Annotated in this window: 17 protein-coding genes, 2 tRNA genes and 1 pseudogene; 7 read left to right on the top strand and 13 right to left on the bottom strand. The window is 52.6% G+C overall.

The window, feature by feature from the left end:
• Position 1: 1 nt before the first annotated feature.
• Positions 2–1135, top strand: coding sequence for an HD domain-containing protein (locus tag OEW58_03840; GenBank protein ID MDH5300472.1), 1134 nt, complete (start codon positions 2–4; stop codon positions 1133–1135).
• On the opposite strand, the gene cysZ is transcribed toward OEW58_03840, so the two are convergent.
• The 3 genes from cysZ to queF are packed head-to-tail and all read right to left on the bottom strand — an operon-like array spanning position 1132 to position 3541.
• Positions 1132–1869, bottom strand: coding sequence for a sulfate transporter CysZ (gene cysZ, locus OEW58_03835; GenBank protein MDH5300471.1), 738 nt, complete (start codon positions 1867–1869; stop codon positions 1132–1134). The genes OEW58_03840 and cysZ overlap by 4 nt on opposite strands.
• Complete coding sequence (locus OEW58_03830) at positions 1862–3151, bottom strand: FGGY-family carbohydrate kinase (GenBank protein MDH5300470.1); 1290 nt, start codon at positions 3149–3151, stop codon at positions 1862–1864. Before OEW58_03830 ends, cysZ begins: the two co-directional genes overlap by 8 nt.
• Positions 3152–3541, bottom strand: coding sequence for a preQ(1) synthase (queF, locus tag OEW58_03825; GenBank protein MDH5300469.1), 390 nt, complete (start codon positions 3539–3541; stop codon positions 3152–3154).
• A gap of 125 nt (positions 3542–3666) precedes the next feature.
• Here queF and smc point away from each other — a divergent pair.
• From smc to ligA, 3 genes and pseudogenes are all read left to right on the top strand, one after another.
• Positions 3667–7184 (top strand): annotated as a pseudogene (gene smc, locus OEW58_03820) (chromosome segregation protein SMC).
• A 6-nt stretch (positions 7185–7190) separates the two neighbouring features.
• A complete protein-coding gene (locus tag OEW58_03815) occupies positions 7191–8240 on the top strand; it encodes a hypothetical protein (GenBank protein MDH5300468.1) in 1050 nt (349 codons plus the stop codon).
• Positions 8241–8261: 21 nt separating this feature from the next.
• The gene (ligA, locus tag OEW58_03810; GenBank protein MDH5300467.1) at positions 8262–10289 is read left to right on the top strand and encodes an NAD-dependent DNA ligase LigA; all 2028 of its coding nucleotides are present in this window, start codon (positions 8262–8264) and stop codon (positions 10287–10289) included.
• 59 nt (positions 10290–10348) lie between these two features.
• Here ligA and OEW58_03805 read toward each other — a convergent pair whose 3' ends face one another.
• A complete protein-coding gene (locus tag OEW58_03805) occupies positions 10349–12154 on the bottom strand; it encodes a DEAD/DEAH box helicase (GenBank protein ID MDH5300466.1) in 1806 nt (601 codons plus the stop codon).
• 280 nt (positions 12155–12434) lie between these two features.
• On the opposite strand from OEW58_03805, the gene OEW58_03800 reads away from it, so the two are divergent.
• Positions 12435–12560, top strand: coding sequence for a hypothetical protein (locus OEW58_03800; GenBank protein ID MDH5300465.1), 126 nt, complete (start codon positions 12435–12437; stop codon positions 12558–12560).
• Between the two features lie 132 nt (positions 12561–12692).
• Positions 12693–12968 carry a hypothetical protein gene (locus tag OEW58_03795; protein ID MDH5300464.1) on the top strand — a complete coding sequence of 92 codons (276 nt, stop codon included), beginning with the start codon at positions 12693–12695 and terminating at the stop codon, positions 12966–12968.
• Between the two features lie 148 nt (positions 12969–13116).
• Here OEW58_03795 and OEW58_03790 read toward each other — a convergent pair whose 3' ends face one another.
• Genes OEW58_03790 through OEW58_03775 form a run of 4 tightly spaced genes read right to left on the bottom strand, consistent with a single transcriptional unit; the run spans position 13117 to position 15038 of the window.
• Positions 13117–13938: a peptidylprolyl isomerase gene (locus OEW58_03790; GenBank protein ID MDH5300463.1), complete on the bottom strand. Its 822-nt coding sequence runs from the start codon at positions 13936–13938 to the stop codon at positions 13117–13119.
• The gene (locus OEW58_03785) at positions 13928–14200 is read right to left on the bottom strand and encodes a BolA family transcriptional regulator (protein MDH5300462.1); all 273 of its coding nucleotides are present in this window, start codon (positions 14198–14200) and stop codon (positions 13928–13930) included. Before OEW58_03785 ends, OEW58_03790 begins: the two co-directional genes overlap by 11 nt.
• Complete coding sequence (locus OEW58_03780) at positions 14197–14499, bottom strand: YciI family protein (protein MDH5300461.1); 303 nt, start codon at positions 14497–14499, stop codon at positions 14197–14199. Before OEW58_03780 ends, OEW58_03785 begins: the two co-directional genes overlap by 4 nt.
• An 11-nt stretch (positions 14500–14510) precedes the next feature.
• Positions 14511–15038, bottom strand: coding sequence for a septation protein A (locus OEW58_03775; protein ID MDH5300460.1), 528 nt, complete (start codon positions 15036–15038; stop codon positions 14511–14513).
• Positions 15039–15159: 121 nt separating this feature from the next.
• Here OEW58_03775 and OEW58_03770 point away from each other — a divergent pair, with 121 nt between their 5' ends.
• Entirely contained in the window at positions 15160–15363 is a 204-nt protein-coding gene (locus OEW58_03770) for a DUF2892 domain-containing protein (GenBank protein MDH5300459.1), read from the top strand.
• 66 nt (positions 15364–15429) lie between these two features.
• On the opposite strand, the gene rsgA is transcribed toward OEW58_03770, so the two are convergent.
• The 5 genes from rsgA to OEW58_03745 all read right to left on the bottom strand — a co-directional run bounded on the left by rsgA (position 15430) and on the right by OEW58_03745 (position 18036).
• Positions 15430–16500: a ribosome small subunit-dependent GTPase A gene (gene rsgA, locus OEW58_03765; GenBank protein MDH5300458.1), complete on the bottom strand. Its 1071-nt coding sequence runs from the start codon at positions 16498–16500 to the stop codon at positions 15430–15432.
• Entirely contained in the window at positions 16497–16667 is a 171-nt protein-coding gene (locus OEW58_03760; protein ID MDH5300457.1) for a hypothetical protein, read from the bottom strand. Before OEW58_03760 ends, rsgA begins: the two co-directional genes overlap by 4 nt.
• A gap of 467 nt (positions 16668–17134) precedes the next feature.
• Positions 17135–17506 (bottom strand): hypothetical protein, encoded by a 372-nt coding sequence (locus tag OEW58_03755; protein MDH5300456.1) that lies wholly within the window; start codon positions 17504–17506, stop codon positions 17135–17137.
• A gap of 252 nt (positions 17507–17758) precedes the next feature.
• Positions 17759–17835, bottom strand: a tRNA-Met gene (locus OEW58_03750).
• 124 nt (positions 17836–17959) lie between these two features.
• A tRNA-Met gene (locus OEW58_03745) sits at positions 17960–18036 on the bottom strand.
• Between the last annotated feature and the right edge of the window lie 148 nt (positions 18037–18184).

The raw sequence follows: 18184 nt of genomic DNA, 5'->3' as shown, positions 1-18184 counted from the left end.
TATGGGAGATGCAAGTCACCTGCTGAGTTTACGGGAACTGCCGCTGGGTGTTCCACTGAGCTGGCATATCGTGGATTGCAAGGGGCGGTTGCTTGCGCGCCAAGGTGCGGTGATTCGCAGCCAGCAGCAGTTGTCGTCGCTGATAAAATATCAGCCGTTATTTTACGAAGATCGCTTCAACGAATTCAGTCAGTTTGTCGATGTGCTCAATCCGTTTGTAAAGCTGGAGCATGTGGCGGCTAATCTGGACCGGATTTTTCGCAGCCAAAATGATCCCAGTCTGAAAAAACGCCGGGCAGTGACCCAGTTGTTGCCACGGTTGGCGAGCTGCGTTATCAACCTGTGCCAATTTGATTTGGATGCATTGATTGGGTCTGCGCATCATTATCGCGCGCCCAATTATGCGGTAGCGCATTCGCTGCACTGCGCGGTGCTGGCGTATGCGTTGGGCCAGCAGGTGAAACTATCTGACGCACAGATGGTGTCGTTAGTAGGGGCAGCATTGAGTGCGAACATCAGCATCTACGAATTGCAAAATAAATTGTTTGAACAAAAAGAGCAGCTCAGTCCGGCACAGAAAAAAAATATTCGCCAACATCCGATGCAAAGCGCGGTGATGCTCAAGCATCATGGTATTGCCGATGAACAATGGTTGGAGATTGTTCTGTCGCATCACGAAAATATAGATGGCAGTGGCTATCCTCGCAAACGTCGTGGTGAAGAGATTGATTTGCCGGCGCGAATTCTGTCACTGGTGGATCGATATCACGCGATGATATCTTCGCGTCGCCATCGGCCGGGATTGTTGCCGGCCCAGGCGCTAAAGCGACTGGTGGCGTTGGATAACGAAGTCGATAAAAAACTGATGGCTCATTTTGTGCGGGCGGTCGGTATTTTTCCACCAGGCAGCTGCGTCAAACTGGCCAATGGCGATACCGCAATGATTACTCGTGCCAATCGGGAAAATAGCGCACCGCCGCAGTACGTGGCCGTGTGGGACAAAAATGACGTGATGTACGAACAGCACATCGTCTGTGATTCAGTGACGCATCCAGAACAGCAAATCAAAACCGTATGCGCACTGCCGGTTAAACAACTGCGCAGTTTGCCGCGCTTATGGGGATACGCCGGCTAAGGCGTTTCGATTTCCTTGACTTGCAGCGCAGTGGCGCCAGCAACTGCGGCAGGGATGATGAGCAGATTCAGCACCGGGATCAGTGTGCACAGCAACACACCACCACCAAACCCCCAGGTCAGCCAGCGATACTGCCCAAGCAGCGCACGTTGTTGCGCAAAACGAATGTGACGATTACCCAGCGGATAATCCAGATACTGCAAGGCAAGCAGCCAGGCTGCGAAAATCATCCACAGTAATGATGCAATCACGTTAATTCCTGGCAGCAGAAATAGCAGCAGAAATGGCAGGCTACGACTGACGGCATAAAACATTTTGCGAAATTCATCGGCGAAGGTGGCTGGCAAGGTGGTAATGCTTTCGTGCCATGGGCTGGAGGTTGTTTGCCCGGTTAATCGTTGATGCACGGCCTCGGCCAGGGGACCGTTAAACGGTGCGCAGATTAAGTTGGCGATGAGGGTAAAACTGAAAAATGCAATAACACCCAGGAATAGCACGATGGCAAACTCAGCAATCCAATCCAGCCATTGCAGCCAGTCGGGCAAATTGGCGATGTAGGATTCGGTGATGATGTCGATCTGGTTGAATGCAAAATATCCCAGGCCGATGAACACGCTGATGTTAATCAACGTTGGAATAATCACAAACCGTCGCAATCCAGGCTGAGTGATCAGTCGAAATCCCTGCAGTAAATAACGCAAACCATTGAACGGATTATTGGCCAGGTTAGCCATAGGGATGCTCTCCAGTGTGACCCCAAAACGCCAATTTGGCAGCGCCGTAGGCCGCTTCCTGCTGAGTGGCTTTTTTCACCGGGACTTCCAGCAGACGCTGTCGCATGGCTTGCCATTGGGGATTGTTGGCTCCGCCACCGGCACTGATCACCTGACAGGGATACGGCGCGCCCAATTGGCGCAGTAATTCGTAACCTTGCTGCTCAATGCGCGCAATGGATTGCAGTAACCCATGCAGAAAGGCGACATCGCTCATGGGGCGAGGCAGCAGCCGGGGTTCCAGTTGCGGATCATTGGTCGGAAAGCGTTCGCCGGGCGCAGGCAGGGGATAATAGTCCAGCGGGCTGTCGCGCTCAGGATCAATCTGCGCCGAGAGCGATACCAGGGTGGCGTTGTCGAAATACTTGCGTAATACCGCGCCGCCGCTGTTGGAGGCTCCGCCCACCAGCCAGTAATTGCCAAGCCGATGACTATAGACTCCGTACTGCGGCGCGTGTATCGCCACTTTGCTGATTACTTTCAGCACCAGGGTTGATCCCAGTGACGTGACTGCATCGCCCAGGCGGAGGGCGCCGGTGGCGAGCAGGGCTGCATTGCTGTCGGTCGTGCCGGTCATCACCTGGCAGTTTTCAGTCAGACCAAACTCCCGTGCGCGGGTCTGGCTGATCTGGCCGACCGGCGTGCCAGGGGGGTAAACCTCAGGCAGTTGCTGACGCTGAATGCCGGTTTGCCAGATCCACTCCGGCCACTGCCGATTCAGCGGATCGTAACCGGTCTTGAGTGCATTATGTTCGTCGCTGTGTTGCCAGTGGCCACTCAATTGGCCACGGATCCAGTCGGCCTGGGTGACAAATCGGTGGATGGGGGTGGTGATTTCCTGTTGCAAACGCAGGCAGCGAGCCAGGCCAGACGACGCCGAGCTGGCGATAGCATCTGCCGGTGCAAACTGGCGAATGTGGGCGGCTTGCGCCTGACTGCTGCTATCGTTGTACATGATGGCGTCGGCCAGGGGCTGGCCCTGCTCGTCAATGGCGAGCAGGGTGCCGGAAGTGCCGTCCACCGCAATGGCGAGAACCCGGCCGGCGTCAATGTGGCGCAACAGCGAATGCAGCACTTGCTGCACGGCTTGCCACCACAACGCCGGTGCCTGACGCACACCGTTGGCCGCATGGATTGGCGCGGGCAACGAGGTGTGCGCCCAGCCGACCGCGCGTCCCTGCTCGTCGATGGCGACGGCACGGACACCGGAGGTGCCCAGGTCTATGCCGAGATACAAACCCACTTAGGGCAGCTGAACCAGAGGTTTTGGGGTCCAACCTTTGGCGTGATGTTCAACCACCACGTTGGTGTAAATTCCACCGCGAACGGCAAATTCACCGGTCAGGCGCATGAAGCGAGGCTGGCAGGCAGCAACGAAGTCCTGCAGCATTTGATTGGTCACTGCCTCGTGGAAGGCACCTTCCTCGCGGAATGACCAGATGTACAACTTCAACGATTTCAGCTCGATACACTGTTTGTCCGGGATGTAATCCAGGTACAGCGTAGCAAAGTCGGGCTGGCCGGTTTTGGGGCACAGGCAGGTAAACTCCGGCATCCGAATGCGGATGGTGTAGTCGCGCTCTGGATTTGGGTTGTCGAAGGTCTCAAGAATTTTGGACGGTTGGCTAGGCATAAACAGTGTCTCTGTGATACTTTAAAGCGCTCAATTTTACCCCAAGAAACAGCCGTTTGGCGAAAAAGTTTCGTCGTTCATCGGGGAACTAATGCTTTGTTTCCGTTAGAGTTGTCACTGGTTATATGCGCTTATCAAAAATAAAGCTGGCTGGATTTAAGTCATTCGTGGATCCAACCACGGTCATTCTCAAGAGTAATCTGGTGGGAGTGGTGGGGCCTAACGGCAGCGGCAAGTCCAATATTATCGACGCGGTACGCTGGGTCATGGGGGAAACCTCGGCCAAACACCTGCGTGGTGGTTCCATGGCGGACGTCATTTTCAATGGCTCCTCCAGCCGTAAGCCCGTGGGGCAGGCGTCGATTGAACTGGTTTTCGACAACTCCGAAGGCAAGCTGGGTGGCCAGTACGCCAATTTCATGGAGATTTCGGTCAAGCGCGTGGTCAACCGCGATGGCCAATCAGGTTATTTCTTGAACGGTGCCCGTTGCCGACGCAAGGACATTACCGATTTGTTCCTGGGAACCGGCTTGGGTCCGCGTTCTTACGCCATCATCGAACAGGGCATGATTTCGCGCATGATCGAGGCCAAGCCCGAAGAGCTGCGCGCGACCATTGAAGAAGCCGCCGGCATTTCCAAATACAAGGAACGCCGTCGCGAAACCGAAACCCGGATTCGAAGCACCAAAGAAAACCTGGATCGCATTAACGATTTGCGCGATGAGTTGGGCAAACAGCTGGAGCGCCTGCAGCGTCAGTCGCGTACTGCCGAGCGTTTTAAGGAATTGAAGCAACAAGAGCGCGACACTCGTGGTCAGTTGTTGGCGCTGCAATGGCAGAGCCTGGACGAAAAAGCCCGCGAAGTTGAAGGTGGTGTGACCAGCCTGGAAGTCAAACTCGAAGAAGAGCTGGCCACGCAGCGTTCAGCTGAAGCCGGCATTGAGCGTCAGCGCGAAGCGCACACCGAGTCCAATGACGTTTTCAACGAGATTCAGGGTAAGTTCTATCAGGTCGGCGCGGATATTTCGACCAAAGAACAGTTTATCGCCCACACCCGCGACCGTCAGCGTCAGCTCAGCACCGATCTGGATCAGGCCGAGCGCAGCTTGCAGGAAATGCAGGCGCATCAAACCGCAGATCACGAACGTTTGATGGAGCTGGAACTGCGCGAGCAGGAACTGGCACCCCGTTACGAAATGGCGGCGGAAACGTCGGCACAGGCACGCGTTCAGCAGACGGAAGCTGAATCGGCCATGCAGGACTGGCAAAACCAGTGGGACGCCTTTAACCAAAGCGCCAACGAGCCAGCGCGTCAGGCCGAAGTCGAACGTACCACCATTACCCACATGGAAGTGCAATCACGGCAGTTGGAACAGCGTCATCAGCGCCTGCAAGAGGAAATGCTCGGACTGAATTTCGCCGACCTCGAATCAGAGCTGGAGCTGGTCAACGAACAGATCGAAAATGAGCAGCAGCAGGCCGAAAGCCTGCTCTACAATCGTCAGGACACACAAACCAAACTGGCAGAACAGCGTGAGCAAATCACCGCGCTGAACCGGCAGTTGTCTGCGGTGCGCGATCAGTCGCAAGCACTGTCGGGACGCATTGCGTCCCTGGAAGCGCTGCAGGAAACCGCGTTGGGCAAATCCAATTCTCAAGTGGGCGATTGGTTGCGTAACAACGGTTTGGCCAGTGCGTCGCGCTTGGCGCAAGGCATCGATACCGAATCCGGCTGGGAAAAAGCAGTTGAAAGCGTTTTGGGCTTTCACCTGGAAGCGGTTTGTGTCGATAACCTCGCCGATATTCCGCAGGCGTTGTCGCGCTTGGAGCGTGGTGCGCTGGAAATATTTAATTTGCAAAACAGCGGCGTCAGCCTGACTGCCAATGAGGCGCTGGGTTTGCCAACGTTGTGGTCAAAGATCAACAGCCGCTGGCCGGTGCAATCGCTGTTTGCCGGGGTGTATTGCGCCGAAACCCTGGAACAGGCGTTGGCCGCGCAGAACAAACTGCAGGGCAACGAGTCCATCGTTACCCGCGATGGCTTGTGGCTGGGGGCGCAATGGTTGCGGATTAATCGCAGCCAGGACGAAAAAGCCGGTGTGTTGCAGCGCGAAAAAGCCCTGCGCGATGCCATTGCAGAAAAATCTGCTTTTGCCGAACAACTGGATACGCTGGAAGCGAGCTTGTTGCAGGCCAGAGATACTCAGGCGCAACTGGAAGAAGAACGCGATCGCATTCAGGCACAACTGAGTGAATTTGAACGTCGCCTGGGTGACTTGAAAGCCAGTCGCAGCGGCAAGCAGGCGCGGGTTGATCAGTTGCGCAAGCGCAAGGACACCATCGTTGGCGATATGGAAGAGTTGCAAATGCAACTGCAGACCAACAGCGAAAATATCGCCGAAGCGCGGGGACGGCTCGAAGAAGCGGTTGAGCGTATGGAAGAGCTGGCAATACGCCGCGAGGAATTGCAGCAGCGCCGCGAAGAATTACGTTTGCGCCTGGATGAGGCGCGTGCCGCCGCCAGTCAGGATGCTGTGGCCATGCAGGCATTGACGGCAGAATACACTGCGGTGAAATCCAACATCACCTCGACTCAACAAAGTCTGGCGCGTGTCGAAAACCAATTGCGGCAACTGCAGCAGCGTCGCGATATGCTGTTGGAGTCACTCAATATTGACGACAACCCGATCGCGTCGTTGACTGAGGAACTTGAAGGCTTACTGGCGGTTCGTCTGGAAGTGGAAGGCCGTTTGGCCGAGGCACGCCGGGCGATGGAAGCAGCCGATGCAGAAATGCGCGAACTGACCACCAAACGCATGCTGGCTGAACAGCGTGTGCACATGGTGCGCAGCTCGCTCGAACATGACCGGATGGAAGCGCAAACCTTGCGGGTGCGTCGCCAGACTATCCAGGAGCAGTTGACCGAAGCGGGCTACGAATTGCATCTGTTGTTTGAAGGGCTGTCTGATACGGCCAACATTGCCGAATGGGAAGAGGCGCTACGCGATCTGGAACAAAAAATCCAGAAGCTGGGGCCGATCAACCTGGCCGCGATTGACGAGTATAACGAACAGTCGCAGCGCAAGGAGCACATCGAAGCGCAATACAAGGACTTGATGGATGCGCTGGAAACGTTGGAAAATGCGATCCGTAAAATTGATCGTGAAACGAGAGCTCGCTTTAAAGAAACCTTTGATTTTATCAATAATGGTTTGAAGCGCATGTTCCCGAAATTGTTTGGTGGCGGTCAGGCGTATTTGGAAATGACCGGCGAAGATTTGCTGGATACCGGCGTGACCATTATGGCGCGTCCTCCTGGCAAACGTGTCACCAACATTCATTTGTTGTCGGGTGGTGAAAAAGCACTGACTGCGGCGGCGTTGGTGTTCTCGATTTTTGAGCTGAATCCGGCGCCGTTCTGTATGCTGGACGAGGTGGACGCACCACTGGATGAGGCCAACGTTGGTCGCTTCTGTGACTTGGTGAAAGAAATGTCCAAACAGGTGCAGTTTATTTTTATCACCCACAACAAGGCAACGATGGAAATTTCGAACAGCTCAATGGTGTCACCATGCATGAGCCGGGTGTCTCCCGCTTAGTGGCGGTAGACGTGGAAGAGGCAGTACAACTTGTGGCGTCGTAAAACTCTATGATTACACCCATTGTTCAGTTCTTTTCTGATCCGTTACGACTGACGTTATTGGTAGTCGGTTTTTTTGTGTTGTTGGCCGTTTTTTTCATTAGCCGACGTCCCCGTTTGAGCAAAACCGCGCTGGCAGAAGAAAACCGTGCGGTGCATCCCAGTCAGTACCAAGATCTGCCCGAGGAACGCGGTGCGCTGGGCAAGGTCTCTGTGCGCAAAGCCGCTGATCACGAGATGGTGATGCCCAAGCCCAAGTCCACGGTGAAAGCGTTTCGACGTCTGGAAAAAGAAGACGAACTCCCCAGCGTCAAGCTGCATGACGATGAAGACAATGTGGACGATGTTGGTCCGGTATCGGTAAAGAAGGCACCGGCACCTGAGGTGAAAAAGCAGCAGGCTCCTGCGGCAGAAAATAAACCGCGCAATGAAAAGAAATCGGAAGTGGTGGAGAAAAAAGTCGGTTCTGCATCATCACGACCAACGCCACCAGCCAACGACAAGCCAAAAGTAACCCGGCCCGTGGTGGAAGTGAGCAAGAAAAATTCGGAGCCGATGGATGAGGCTTCGGTGGATGCTGCGGAAACCTCCGATCATGCCGAGCCGGTTGTACGTGTCGCCGAAAGAGTCAAGCTGTCACGCGACAAAACAAAAAAAGTGATCACGGTGTACCTGAAAAGTGATGGTGGTCGCAAGTTTGGTGGGCGCATGTTCGTGAGCGCGATGCAGGAAGTCGGTTTGGAACTAAACGACCGTGGTATCTATCAGCATCTTGCCAAAGACCAGAGTCGCGTCTACGTGAACTTTAGTGTTGGCAATGTTACTGAAGCCGGAAATTTTGATCTGCAGAACATCGATGAGTTTTCCACAAATGGTTTGACGTTCCAGATGCAGGTGCCCATGGAAGTGGGTAACGCGTCGCTGGCATTTACCCAAATGATGTCTGCCGCACAGCGTTTGTCACGCCGTCTTGGCGGCAAGTTGTACACCGAAGATCGCAAACTGCTTAGCGTCTCCGAAATCAATGTCATGCGCATTGATGTAGAAAAATACATGTAATTTCTTCTGGAGTTTTTCTCCATGTCCAATGTTGATCATCAACGGGCTGCTGAGCTTCGTCAGCAGCTCAATTACCATAATTATCGCTACTACACGCTGGACGAACCGGAGATTCCCGACGCCGAATACGATCGGCTGATGCGCGAACTGGAACAGCTTGAGGCGCAGTATCCCCAATTGCGTACCGCTGACTCGCCAACCCAGCGGGTGGGCAATGCACCCCTGGATGCGTTCGAACCTGTTACTCATCATGTTCCCATGTTGTCGCTGAGCAATGCATTCAGTGACGAAGACGTGTTCGACTTTGATCGCCGCATCCGCGAACGCCTGGAGCTGGGCGACGAAGAATACGTTGCCGAACCCAAGCTGGATGGTTTGGCTATCAGTTTGTTGTACGAACACGGTACGCTGGTGCGTGCTGCGACGCGGGGCGACGGCACCACTGGTGAAGATGTCACCCAAAATGTGCGTACCATCCGAGCTGTGCCGCTGCAATTGATCAGAAATTTTCCTGCGTTGCTGGAAGTGCGTGGCGAAGTGTTCATGCCCAAAAAAGGGTTTGAACAATTGAATCAACGCCAACGCGAGGCCGGCGAGAAAACATTTGCCAATCCTCGCAATGCCGCCGCAGGTTCATTGCGTCAACTGGATTCGCGCATTGCTGCAAAACGGCCGCTGGCAATGTATTGCTACGCAATTGCTCAAGTGGAAGGGCAATCTTTGCCAGTCACCCAATTTGCACAACTGGAGTGGCTTAAAACATTGGGTTTGCCAGTGTGCCCATTGGCGGAAAAAGTCACAGGCCCGCAAGGTTGTCTGGATTATTTTCAGCGCCTGGGTGAGCGGCGCGAGCAGCTTGAATATGACATTGATGGCGTGGTTTATAAGCTCAATGATGTTCGTTTGCAGCAGCGAATGGGATTTATTGCCAAAGCACCTCGTTGGGCAATCGCGCATAAGTTTCCGGCGCAGGAGCAGCTCACCGTGCTTGAGCGCATCGAAATTCAAGTGGGCCGTACTGGTGCATTGACACCTGTGGCGCGGTTGCAGCCAGTGTTTGTTGGCGGTGTAACGGTGACCAATGCGACCCTGCACAATCTGGATGAAATTGAGCGCAAGGATATTCGCGAAGGCGACACGGTGATTGTTCGTCGTGCCGGCGATGTGATTCCTGAAGTGGTGGGTTCGGTGCTTTCCATGCGTCCGCAAAATACCCAGGCGTTTGTGATGCCGCAGCAATGTCCAGTGTGTGGTTCACACGTCATGCGCGTCGAAGGCGAAACGGTTCTGCGTTGTACCGGTGGATTGTATTGTGCGGCACAGCAAAAAGAAGGCATCAAGCACTTTGCCTCGCGGCGGGCGATGGACATTGAAGGTCTGGGCGATAAGCTGGTTGATCAACTGGTCGAGCTGGGCCTGGTGAAAAATGTTGCCGACTTGTATTCGCTGACGGTAGATCAATTGGCGGGGCTGGAGCGCATGGCGGAAAAGTCTGCGTCCAATTTGATTGCCGCGTTGGAGAAAAGTAAAGCAACAACGCTCGCACGTTTTTTGTTTGCGCTGGGCATACGCGAAGTGGGCGAAGCAACGGCACAGGCACTGGCAAATTACTATGGCAATCTCGACAAAATTATGCAGCAAGACGTGGAGTCCTTGCAGCAGGTACCTGATGTTGGGCCGGTGGTTGCCAGTCGCATCGCCGAATTTTTTGCAGAAATGCATAACAAAAATGTGATTGCAGAGCTTCGCAAGCCTAATATGCTGCACTGGGATGATGTGGTGGTTGATGATTCGGTTTCCAAACCACTAGAAGGCAAAACCATCGTACTGACGGGTACGTTCAACAGTCTGAGTCGCACTGAAGCCAAAGAGGCATTGCAAAAACTCGGTGCGAAAGTGGCGGGCAGTGTGTCTAAAAATACTGATTACGTGATTGCAGGGGCGGACCCTGGTTCCAAGGTGGAAAAAGCCGAGTCATTGGGGGTCGCCGTTTTGGATGAAGCCGCGCTGCAAAAATTGCTCAACGGTGAGTTGCTGGCTGACGAATAAAAATTCAGTGTATTGAACAAAAAAAAGAGGGGACGTTGGTCCCCTCTTTTCATTTTGGTTTAGCCTTTAGGCTTGCTGTCTTTGTTTTTCGGCCGAGGCTTGGCTTTTGAATTGCCGCCTTTGTTAGGTGGTCTGGGTCCCTTGGGCTTGGGTTTGCCCGCATGACTGCGTGGGCTGCCGCCGTCAGCCAAACTGATATTGAGCATCCGACTGGCAACGCGAACTTTGCGCAGGTGCTGGAAAATATCGTTGGGCATGCCTTCCGGCAAATCCACGGTGGAGTAATCATCATGGATGGTGATGTTGCGAATGAACGCGCTTTCGACACCGGCTTCGTTGGCGATGGCACCGACAATGTGTTTGGGTTCTGCGCCATGTTGACGACCGACTTCAATGCGGTAGCGGGCCATGCCTGCTTCCGCTTGTTGCTGCGACTTGAACTTGTTGCCGCCGCTGCGTTCGCTACGCTCGCCGCGATCGCCTGAACCGTAGCTGTCTCTGTCACGCTTGTCTTTGCGCGGTGGCGCAGATTCCACAACGTCAGTGAACTCTGGTGCAAGCGGACGATCTTTTTGCAGCAGATACGCCAGCGCAGCAGCGACTTCGCTCATGCCGATGTTGTGTTCTTCCTGATAGCCTTCGACGATTTCCTGGAAATACGCGAGCTCCTGCGATTCGATGGCATCGCTGATCAATTGTTTGAACGCCATGACGCGCTTGTTGGCGATGGTTTCACGACTGGGAAGCTGCATGGGCTCAATTTTCTGGCCGGTCGCTTTTTCGATGGTGCTGAGCATGCGTTTTTCGCGGGGGGCGACAAACAAAATGGCGTCACCTTTACGACCCGCACGACCGGTACGACCGATACGATGCACGTAGGATTCGGTGTCGTATGGAATGTCATAGTTGATGACGTGACTAATGCGTTCAACGTCCAGTCCACGGGCAACAACGTCGGTGCCGACCAGAATATCCAGACTGCCTTTTTTCAGACGATCGACCGTTTTTTCCCGCAACTGCTGACTCATGTCACCGTTGAGTGGCGAGGCAGAATAGCCACGGGCTTCCAGTTTTTCTGCCAATTCAATCGTCGCGTTTTTGGTGCGGACAAAGATAATGACACCGTCGAATTCTTCCACTTCCAGCATACGCGTTAGCGCGTCGAGCTTGTGAATGCCACTCACTTGCCAGTAGCGTTGGGTAATGGCGGAAACCGTCGTCGTTTGCGACTTGATTTTGATTTCTACCGGATTACGTAAATAGGTGTCGGCAACACGCTTAATGGCGGGCGGCATGGTGGCGGAGAACAACGCCACTTGTTTATCCGCAGGCGTGTGCTGCAGGATGGCTTCAACATCATCGATGAATCCCATACGCAACATTTCGTCGGCTTCGTCCAGAACAACAGCACGGATGGAATCCAGCTTCAGGGTGCCGCGACGCAGGTGATCTTGTACGCGACCGGGGGTACCAACCACAACGTGCACACCGCGTTTTAGCTGGCGCAGCTGGGTGTCCATGCCTTGACCACCGTATACCGGCAAAATGTGAAAACCCTGCATGTGACGCGCATAAGCCTGCATGGCTTCGGCAACCTGGATGGCCAGTTCCCGCGTGGGCGCGAGTACCAGCAACTGAGGCTGGTTTCGCGAAATGTCCAGTCTGCTCAGCAGAGGAAGTGCGAATGCCGCCGTTTTACCCGTGCCGGTTTGCGCTGTGCCCAGCAGGTCGCGTCCTTCCAGCAAAGGGGGGATGCTTTGCGCCTGGATGGGCGATGGCGTTTCGTAACCAATATCCGCAACGGCTTGCAGGATAGCAGGTGACAGTGAAAGTTCGGAAAAACGGCTGATGACTTGCTGCGACATAAGAAGACCTAGATTGTGAGGTACACCGGCAACTGATGGAGCCGTGGCGCCCATAGTGGTGGAGGTCGGCATTATACCTGATTGTTGTGTTGGGCAGGCGGTGATTTATTAACCTCATATATTTAAGTAATAAAAAATGAAAGGTTATTAAAAAATTGTATTAGCTATCCTGCAATTGAGGGACTACAATGAAATTACTATCTGGATCTAAGTAAGTTGTTGATAGTAAAGGTAAATTATTGCTAGCCGTAGTTCCTGTGTGATGTGAGAGGAGAAAGTTATGACTTCCGTGTCTGATGATGTAAAGGGCTATTTGGCATTTGCCGCGTTTATGTTTGCGCTACCTGCTATGTACTTGGCGCCAGCACTTCTTAACGCATTGGTCGACCTGTCAGGTCGTTTCTAGTCCGGCGTTGAGGACTCTGCCGCGAGGCTAGGAACCTTGCGCTCACAGTTCTCCCCGAACAAACAGCCGCTAAATGCGGCTGTTTTGCGTTCTGAGGCTGAAAAAACAAATTAAAACCCTCAGAAAATACAGATGAATTTTTTATTCCCTCGATCAAGTTATTTAATTGGCGCTTATTTCCCTTTGAAAATATACTTCTACGCGCCGTATGGTTATGCGGCGATGTGGGGCGGCTGGTGCTGTTGCCAGCGCTTTTTTAAAACATGTATGTGGGAGATGACCGGTATGGTGCTTTCTGATGATGTAAAAGGCTACATGGCGTTTTTCGTGTTCTTGTTTGCTCTGCCAATGTTGTATTTGGCACCCACCATCCTGAATGCCATCATAGACTTGTCTGGCAAGTTTTAATGAATGGCTAGCAGCAGGGCGTGTTGCTGAGGCAACACTGGAGGGCGCCCCGCTGTTTCAAATCGATATCGTTGCCGAGGGGTCGGTTACGGGATCGAATCAAAAGGTCTGCATAGACCGTCAATTCGAGTTTTTTGGCTTCACCGATCTAGTTTTCGTCGATAATCGCGTCTTCACGCAGCTTGTTGATGTAATCTTCGATCGTCTGGTTCTGAATCATTTTTGCCAATTTGCTCTGCAGGCTGTGATAGCTTGGGGGAGCAACATCTCTGCTTTCTTCTAACTTGATAACATGCCAGCCGAAACGGGTTTGCACGGCTTTTTTGGTGTATTCACCCGGTTTGAGCGCTTCTACAGCTTCTGAAAACGGCTGTACCATTTGATCGGGTGTGAACCAGCCCAGGTCTCCGCCATCGGGAGTAGAGCCAGAGGACGTTTCATTTGCCAGTTTGACGAAATCAGTGCCCTTATCCAGGATGGCGATGATCTTGTTCGCATCTTCTTCGCTTTTCAGCAAAATGTGGCGGGCGTGATATTCACGATTGGCACTGTCGGCCAGTTGTTGCTCGTACAACTTGCGCATTTCTTCTTCGGTGACCGGCGTTTCCGCCAGCAGTTTTTCAATGCGCTGCGTGGTAATGATGTTGCGGATTTGCTCATAGATAAGAGTTTGCACCGCGTCTGTCTGGTCGAATCCTTCGTTCAACGCGGCCTGATAAATCAGTTCACGATTGATCATTTCTTCCATGTATTGACTGCGTTTGTCCATTGGCAGGCTCGCACCGGGGGACACGCCCAGGCGGGATTTGGTGTAGGCCTGAAAATCCACTTCGGTGAATTTGGTGCCGTTGACCGAGGCAATGACTTTTTCCTCAGCGTCTTGGGCGGAGGCTGTGGAGGCCAGACAAACTGAAAGGCAAAGTAACCAGAGATTTTTTTTCATCGGCTCAAAATAATTATTAAATTTCATCAGAAGACAGGGCGCGAATGCTCAAGGCATGTATTTCGGTATTCATTGCTTCGCCCATGGCCGCATAAACCATGCGGTGACGCTGAATAGTGGGCTTGCCGCGAAACGCGTCGCTGACCAACATCACCCGAAAGTGGCCGCCACCCTTGGCACTGGCGTGGCCAGCGTGCAAGTGACTGTCGTCACCAATTTCCAGTTGCGAGGGCGAAAACGCATCGCTCAAGCGTTGACGAATGTAATCTATTCGCTCTTGTGGCGTCATTGCGGAAATACCTTGCGGAACGGCTTGACGATTACCTGCTCGTAAACCCCGGCGGATTGATAGGGGTCGTTGCTGGCCCAGGTTTCTGCGGCGTCCAGGCTGGCAAATTCGGCAACGATCAGACTGCCGCTGAAACCCGCGCTGGCAGGATCGGTATTGTCGGCGTTGGGATGAGGGCCGGCGATGATCAAGCGACCTTCATCCTGCAGTTGTTGCAACCGCGCCAAGTGCGCTGGGCGTGCGGCCAAACGTTTCTCCAGACTGTTTTTTACATCGGTAGCGATAATGGCGTAAAGCATGGTTCCTCAGCTTATTCCTTGATGTAGCGTGCGAGATAAAGTCCCTGAGCGATCATGAAGGCAACCGTTAATCCGAGCATGCCGAACAGTTTGAAGTTTACCCAGGTATCCGTGTCAAAATTGTAAATCACGTAGATGTTGATCACACCCAGCGCGAAGAAGAAGTAGACCCAGCTCCAGTTGATGCGGCGCCAGACGTGATCAGGCAGGGTCAGTGCTGCCCCCATCAAGCGCTGCGCAACGTTTTGTTTGCCCACAAACTGGCTACCCAGGAATACCGCTGCAAACAGCCAATTGACGACGGTTGGCTTCCACTTGATGAAGATTTCGTCCTGCAAAACCAGGGTGGCACCACCAAACACGGCGATCAGACCGAGCGTGATCAAGTGCATTTTTTCGAATTTGCCGGTGCTATAGCGCGAATACAGCACCTGGACCAGGGAAGCGACGATGGCCACCACGGTGGCGACGTAAATGTCGTATGTCTTATACGCTATGAAAAACAACAGGATAGGAAAAAAATCCAACAGCAGTTTCATTACGGGTACCGGCAATTAAATGGAGTCGCCATTAAAGCACAAAGGGGTAAAGGCCGCTATATTTTACATAATTAGAATATTGTGATATTCTAATCTGTAGGTGTGTTATGAGGAGCTTTTTATGAGTATCGAACGTATTGTGTTGGCCTTTGCGGGCGCAATGATTTTGGTGACCTTACTGTTGGCGCATTACCATGCCAGCGAATGGCTGTATTTCACCGCGTTTATAGGTGTTAATCTGTTGCAATCAGCGTTTACCGGTTTTTGCCCGCTGGCGAAAATCCTGCGTGCCGTAGGTGCGCGTAGCGGTACCGCGTTTTCCTAAGATTTAGTCAGAACGTTGCAGATAGAGCGCGGGCGGTTTCGTCCGCGCTTTTTTGTGGGTGGACGATCAGCCTTTTCTCAAATCTTTTTTTGCTGACTTGATATATCGACCAAAATCCCGATCCTTCTTGCGTTTTTCGGCATAGGACATGTCGTTGAATGCGGATTCTTCTTTGAGCTTAAGAAAACTATCAAGGGATTCCTGGCTGATCTCGCCGGCACGCACCGCCGCGAGTACCGCGCAACCTGGCTCGCCAGTATGGTTGCAGTTTTGATAGCGGCAGTTGGATGCGATATCGACAATGCCGGCATAGCTGTTTGCCAGGCCGCTTTCTGAGCCGAGGATGCCGAATTCGCGCATGCCAGGGTTGTCGATCACCAGCGCGCCGCCGTCAAGACGGATCAGCTCACGACGAACGGTTGTGTGTCGACCTTCTCCTGATTCGCTGACAGATTTTGTTTCCATTTTTTCGCGGCCGACCAACTGATTTATCAGTGTGCTTTTGCCAACGCCTGATGAGCCGACGAAACAATAGGTTTTTCCTGGCTGCAGTAACTGTTTAATGCCTTCCAGACCGTCGCCAGTTATGTTGCTCAATGTCGCAACCGGCGCGGTGATACCGATAGACTTGATTTGTGCCAGCTGCGTGGCCAGTACCTCTGAATCCACCAAATCAGTTTTGGTCAATAGAATGTACGGTTCAGCGCCGCCTTCCATCACCATGACAAGATAGCGTTCCAAGCGTTTCGGATTAAAATCGAAGTGACAAGACTGCACGATCAGCACGTAATCCACGTTCGCTGCAATCATCTGGTACTCAATGACGTTTCCTGCTGATTTCCTGCGCAGCGATGTTCGGCGTTCCAGCAGCGCGTGGATTATCCCAAAGTCGTCTTCAGGCTGTTTTTCCACACAAACCCAGTCGCCTACGCACGGCAATTCCTGGCTCAGGTGGTGATGATGCAAGTATCGGCCAGCCAATTTTGCCCGAAAACTTCCGTTTTGATCCGTGAGTAACAACTGGTCACGGTCGACAGCCGCAACGCGAGCGACAGTATCTGTTGGTTGGCACACGGCTTGTTGTTCGAACCAATCGCTCCAGCCCAGTTCATGCAATTCATCGCGTTGTTTGTTCATTTGTTTATCCATATTGCTTGCATCTTCTGATCAAACGCATAGCGTCCGAATTCAGCATTGTAGCCGGGATTCCGCATCTCGGGCACCAGGAAAATTGCTCGATAGGGTAGGGTGCGCCGCGCGCACCAAAGCAGCGGGTTTGGATTGATCGCAATGATGGAGTTCATCGAAAATTCGGGGGTAGGGCGTAATAAGCAAAGCGCATTACGCCGGATGTTTCGCAAAAAATGGTGCAATGCCTTTCAGTTCTTGCAGCCTACGGCTGCTCTTGCTCAAGTCAGAACAGTAGGTGCGAATAGCGTTAGCGTATTCGTACGCATGAAATGAACCTCCATGCCTCCGATTACGCTGCGCTAATCGGAGCTACGAGGCTCGATAGGGTAGGGTGCGCCGCGCGCACCAAAGCAGCGGGTTTGGATAGATCGCAATGATGGAGTTCATCGAAAATTCGGGGGTAGGGTGTAATAAGCAAAGCGCATTACGCCGGATGTTTCGCAAAAAACGGTGCAATGCCTTTCTGTTATTGCAGCCTACGGCTCTTGCTCAAGTCAGAACGGTAGGTACGAATAGCGGTAGCGTATTCGTACGCATGAAATGAACCTCCATGCCTCCGATTACGCTGCGCTAATCGGAGCTACGAGGCTGCGCCAACTATTTGTAACAAAAAGCCCGCTGTTAACAGTGATATGCCCAGTACTGCTGCAATTATCGCTTTGTCTTGGTGCTGTTCGCTTGCATCTAACACAATATCCTGGTTTTTTTTGATCATAGGCAGCCAGTTGGCATCAATTACCGCCTTGCTTTTTTCAATATCTTCTTTCGGAAATGGTGGTGAATGAACTTTATCGATGTTGGCTTTCAGCATTTCAAAATAAAATTGTTGCTGTTCAAGTCTTATTTGAGCGACTTTCGCTAGCTGCCTTTTGTGGTAGCCCCATAAAAATTCGTAGGCGAGCAGCCACGCACCGACGATGTCAAAAATAAGGCCAAGGATGGTATATGACATTTGCGCACCTCGGTTTTTGGCAGTTGCTTAGGCAGTTTTCTCGATCCCATCCCATGATGATCCCTATTGGGAGTGTATATTTTCCGCTTTGGGTGGTCCAGGGCGCAGAATAGGGAAAAGACCAAACTAGCTGGCTGCTATTGGTTGAAATATTTTGGCTTGGAAGTTTTTGAGGATTTGCCAGTGAATTCAAAAGAACTCACTGGCAATCTCGCTGGTCGAATGGCTGATGCATCAGACCAGTTTTAAAGTTGGTAGCGGGGGCTGGATTTGAACCAACGACCTTCGGGTTATGAGCCCGACGAGCTACCAGGCTGCTCCACCCCGCATCAGATGGACGGTATACTATCACGGAAAAGTCAGATTGCAAGGAACCCGCCAAGGGAATGTTGAAAAAGATTTTGCCGGGCTGAAAAAGAAAAAAGCCGACTTATAAAAGTCGGCTTTTTGTATTGGTAGCGGGGGCTGGATTTGAACCAACGACCTTCGGGTTATGAGCCCGACGAGCTACCAGGCTGCTCCACCCCGCATCAAATGTGGCGCTATAGTACCATGTAGCTTTTTGATTGCAAGGCCAAAAAAGTATTTATTTTCAGATTGTTGGAATTTTGATCGAAGCCGTTTGCCCCGCCTTCCATAATAGGGACGATTGACAAGCAGGGCAGCAAAAACTACAGT

The sequence above is a fragment of the Gammaproteobacteria bacterium genome, from assembly GCA_029884425.1.
GTDB lineage: Bacteria > Pseudomonadota > Gammaproteobacteria > S012-40 > S012-40 > JAOUHV01.
This window is presented reverse-complemented; position numbering and strand designations above follow the sequence as displayed.

Coding starts and splice junctions, on each gene's coding strand:
- OEW58_03840 (MDH5300472.1), top strand. CDS start 2: ATGGGAGATGCAAGTCACCTGCTGAGTTTACGGGAACTGCCGCTGGGT.
- cysZ (MDH5300471.1), bottom strand. CDS start 1,869: ATGGCTAACCTGGCCAATAATCCGTTCAATGGTTTGCGTTATTTACTG.
- queF (MDH5300469.1), bottom strand. CDS start 3,541: ATGCCTAGCCAACCGTCCAAAATTCTTGAGACCTTCGACAACCCAAAT.
- OEW58_03815 (MDH5300468.1), top strand. CDS start 7,191: ATGATTACACCCATTGTTCAGTTCTTTTCTGATCCGTTACGACTGACG.
- ligA (MDH5300467.1), top strand. CDS start 8,262: ATGTCCAATGTTGATCATCAACGGGCTGCTGAGCTTCGTCAGCAGCTC.
- OEW58_03805 (MDH5300466.1), bottom strand. CDS start 12,154: ATGTCGCAGCAAGTCATCAGCCGTTTTTCCGAACTTTCACTGTCACCT.
- OEW58_03800 (MDH5300465.1), top strand. CDS start 12,435: ATGACTTCCGTGTCTGATGATGTAAAGGGCTATTTGGCATTTGCCGCG.
- OEW58_03795 (MDH5300464.1), top strand. CDS start 12,693: ATGAATTTTTTATTCCCTCGATCAAGTTATTTAATTGGCGCTTATTTC.
- OEW58_03790 (MDH5300463.1), bottom strand. CDS start 13,938: ATGAAATTTAATAATTATTTTGAGCCGATGAAAAAAAATCTCTGGTTA.
- OEW58_03785 (MDH5300462.1), bottom strand. CDS start 14,200: ATGACGCCACAAGAGCGAATAGATTACATTCGTCAACGCTTGAGCGAT.
- OEW58_03780 (MDH5300461.1), bottom strand. CDS start 14,499: ATGCTTTACGCCATTATCGCTACCGATGTAAAAAACAGTCTGGAGAAA.
- OEW58_03775 (MDH5300460.1), bottom strand. CDS start 15,038: ATGAAACTGCTGTTGGATTTTTTTCCTATCCTGTTGTTTTTCATAGCG.
- OEW58_03770 (MDH5300459.1), top strand. CDS start 15,160: ATGAGTATCGAACGTATTGTGTTGGCCTTTGCGGGCGCAATGATTTTG.
- rsgA (MDH5300458.1), bottom strand. CDS start 16,500: ATGAACAAACAACGCGATGAATTGCATGAACTGGGCTGGAGCGATTGG.
- OEW58_03760 (MDH5300457.1), bottom strand. CDS start 16,667: ATGAACTCCATCATTGCGATCAATCCAAACCCGCTGCTTTGGTGCGCG.
- OEW58_03755 (MDH5300456.1), bottom strand. CDS start 17,506: ATGTCATATACCATCCTTGGCCTTATTTTTGACATCGTCGGTGCGTGG.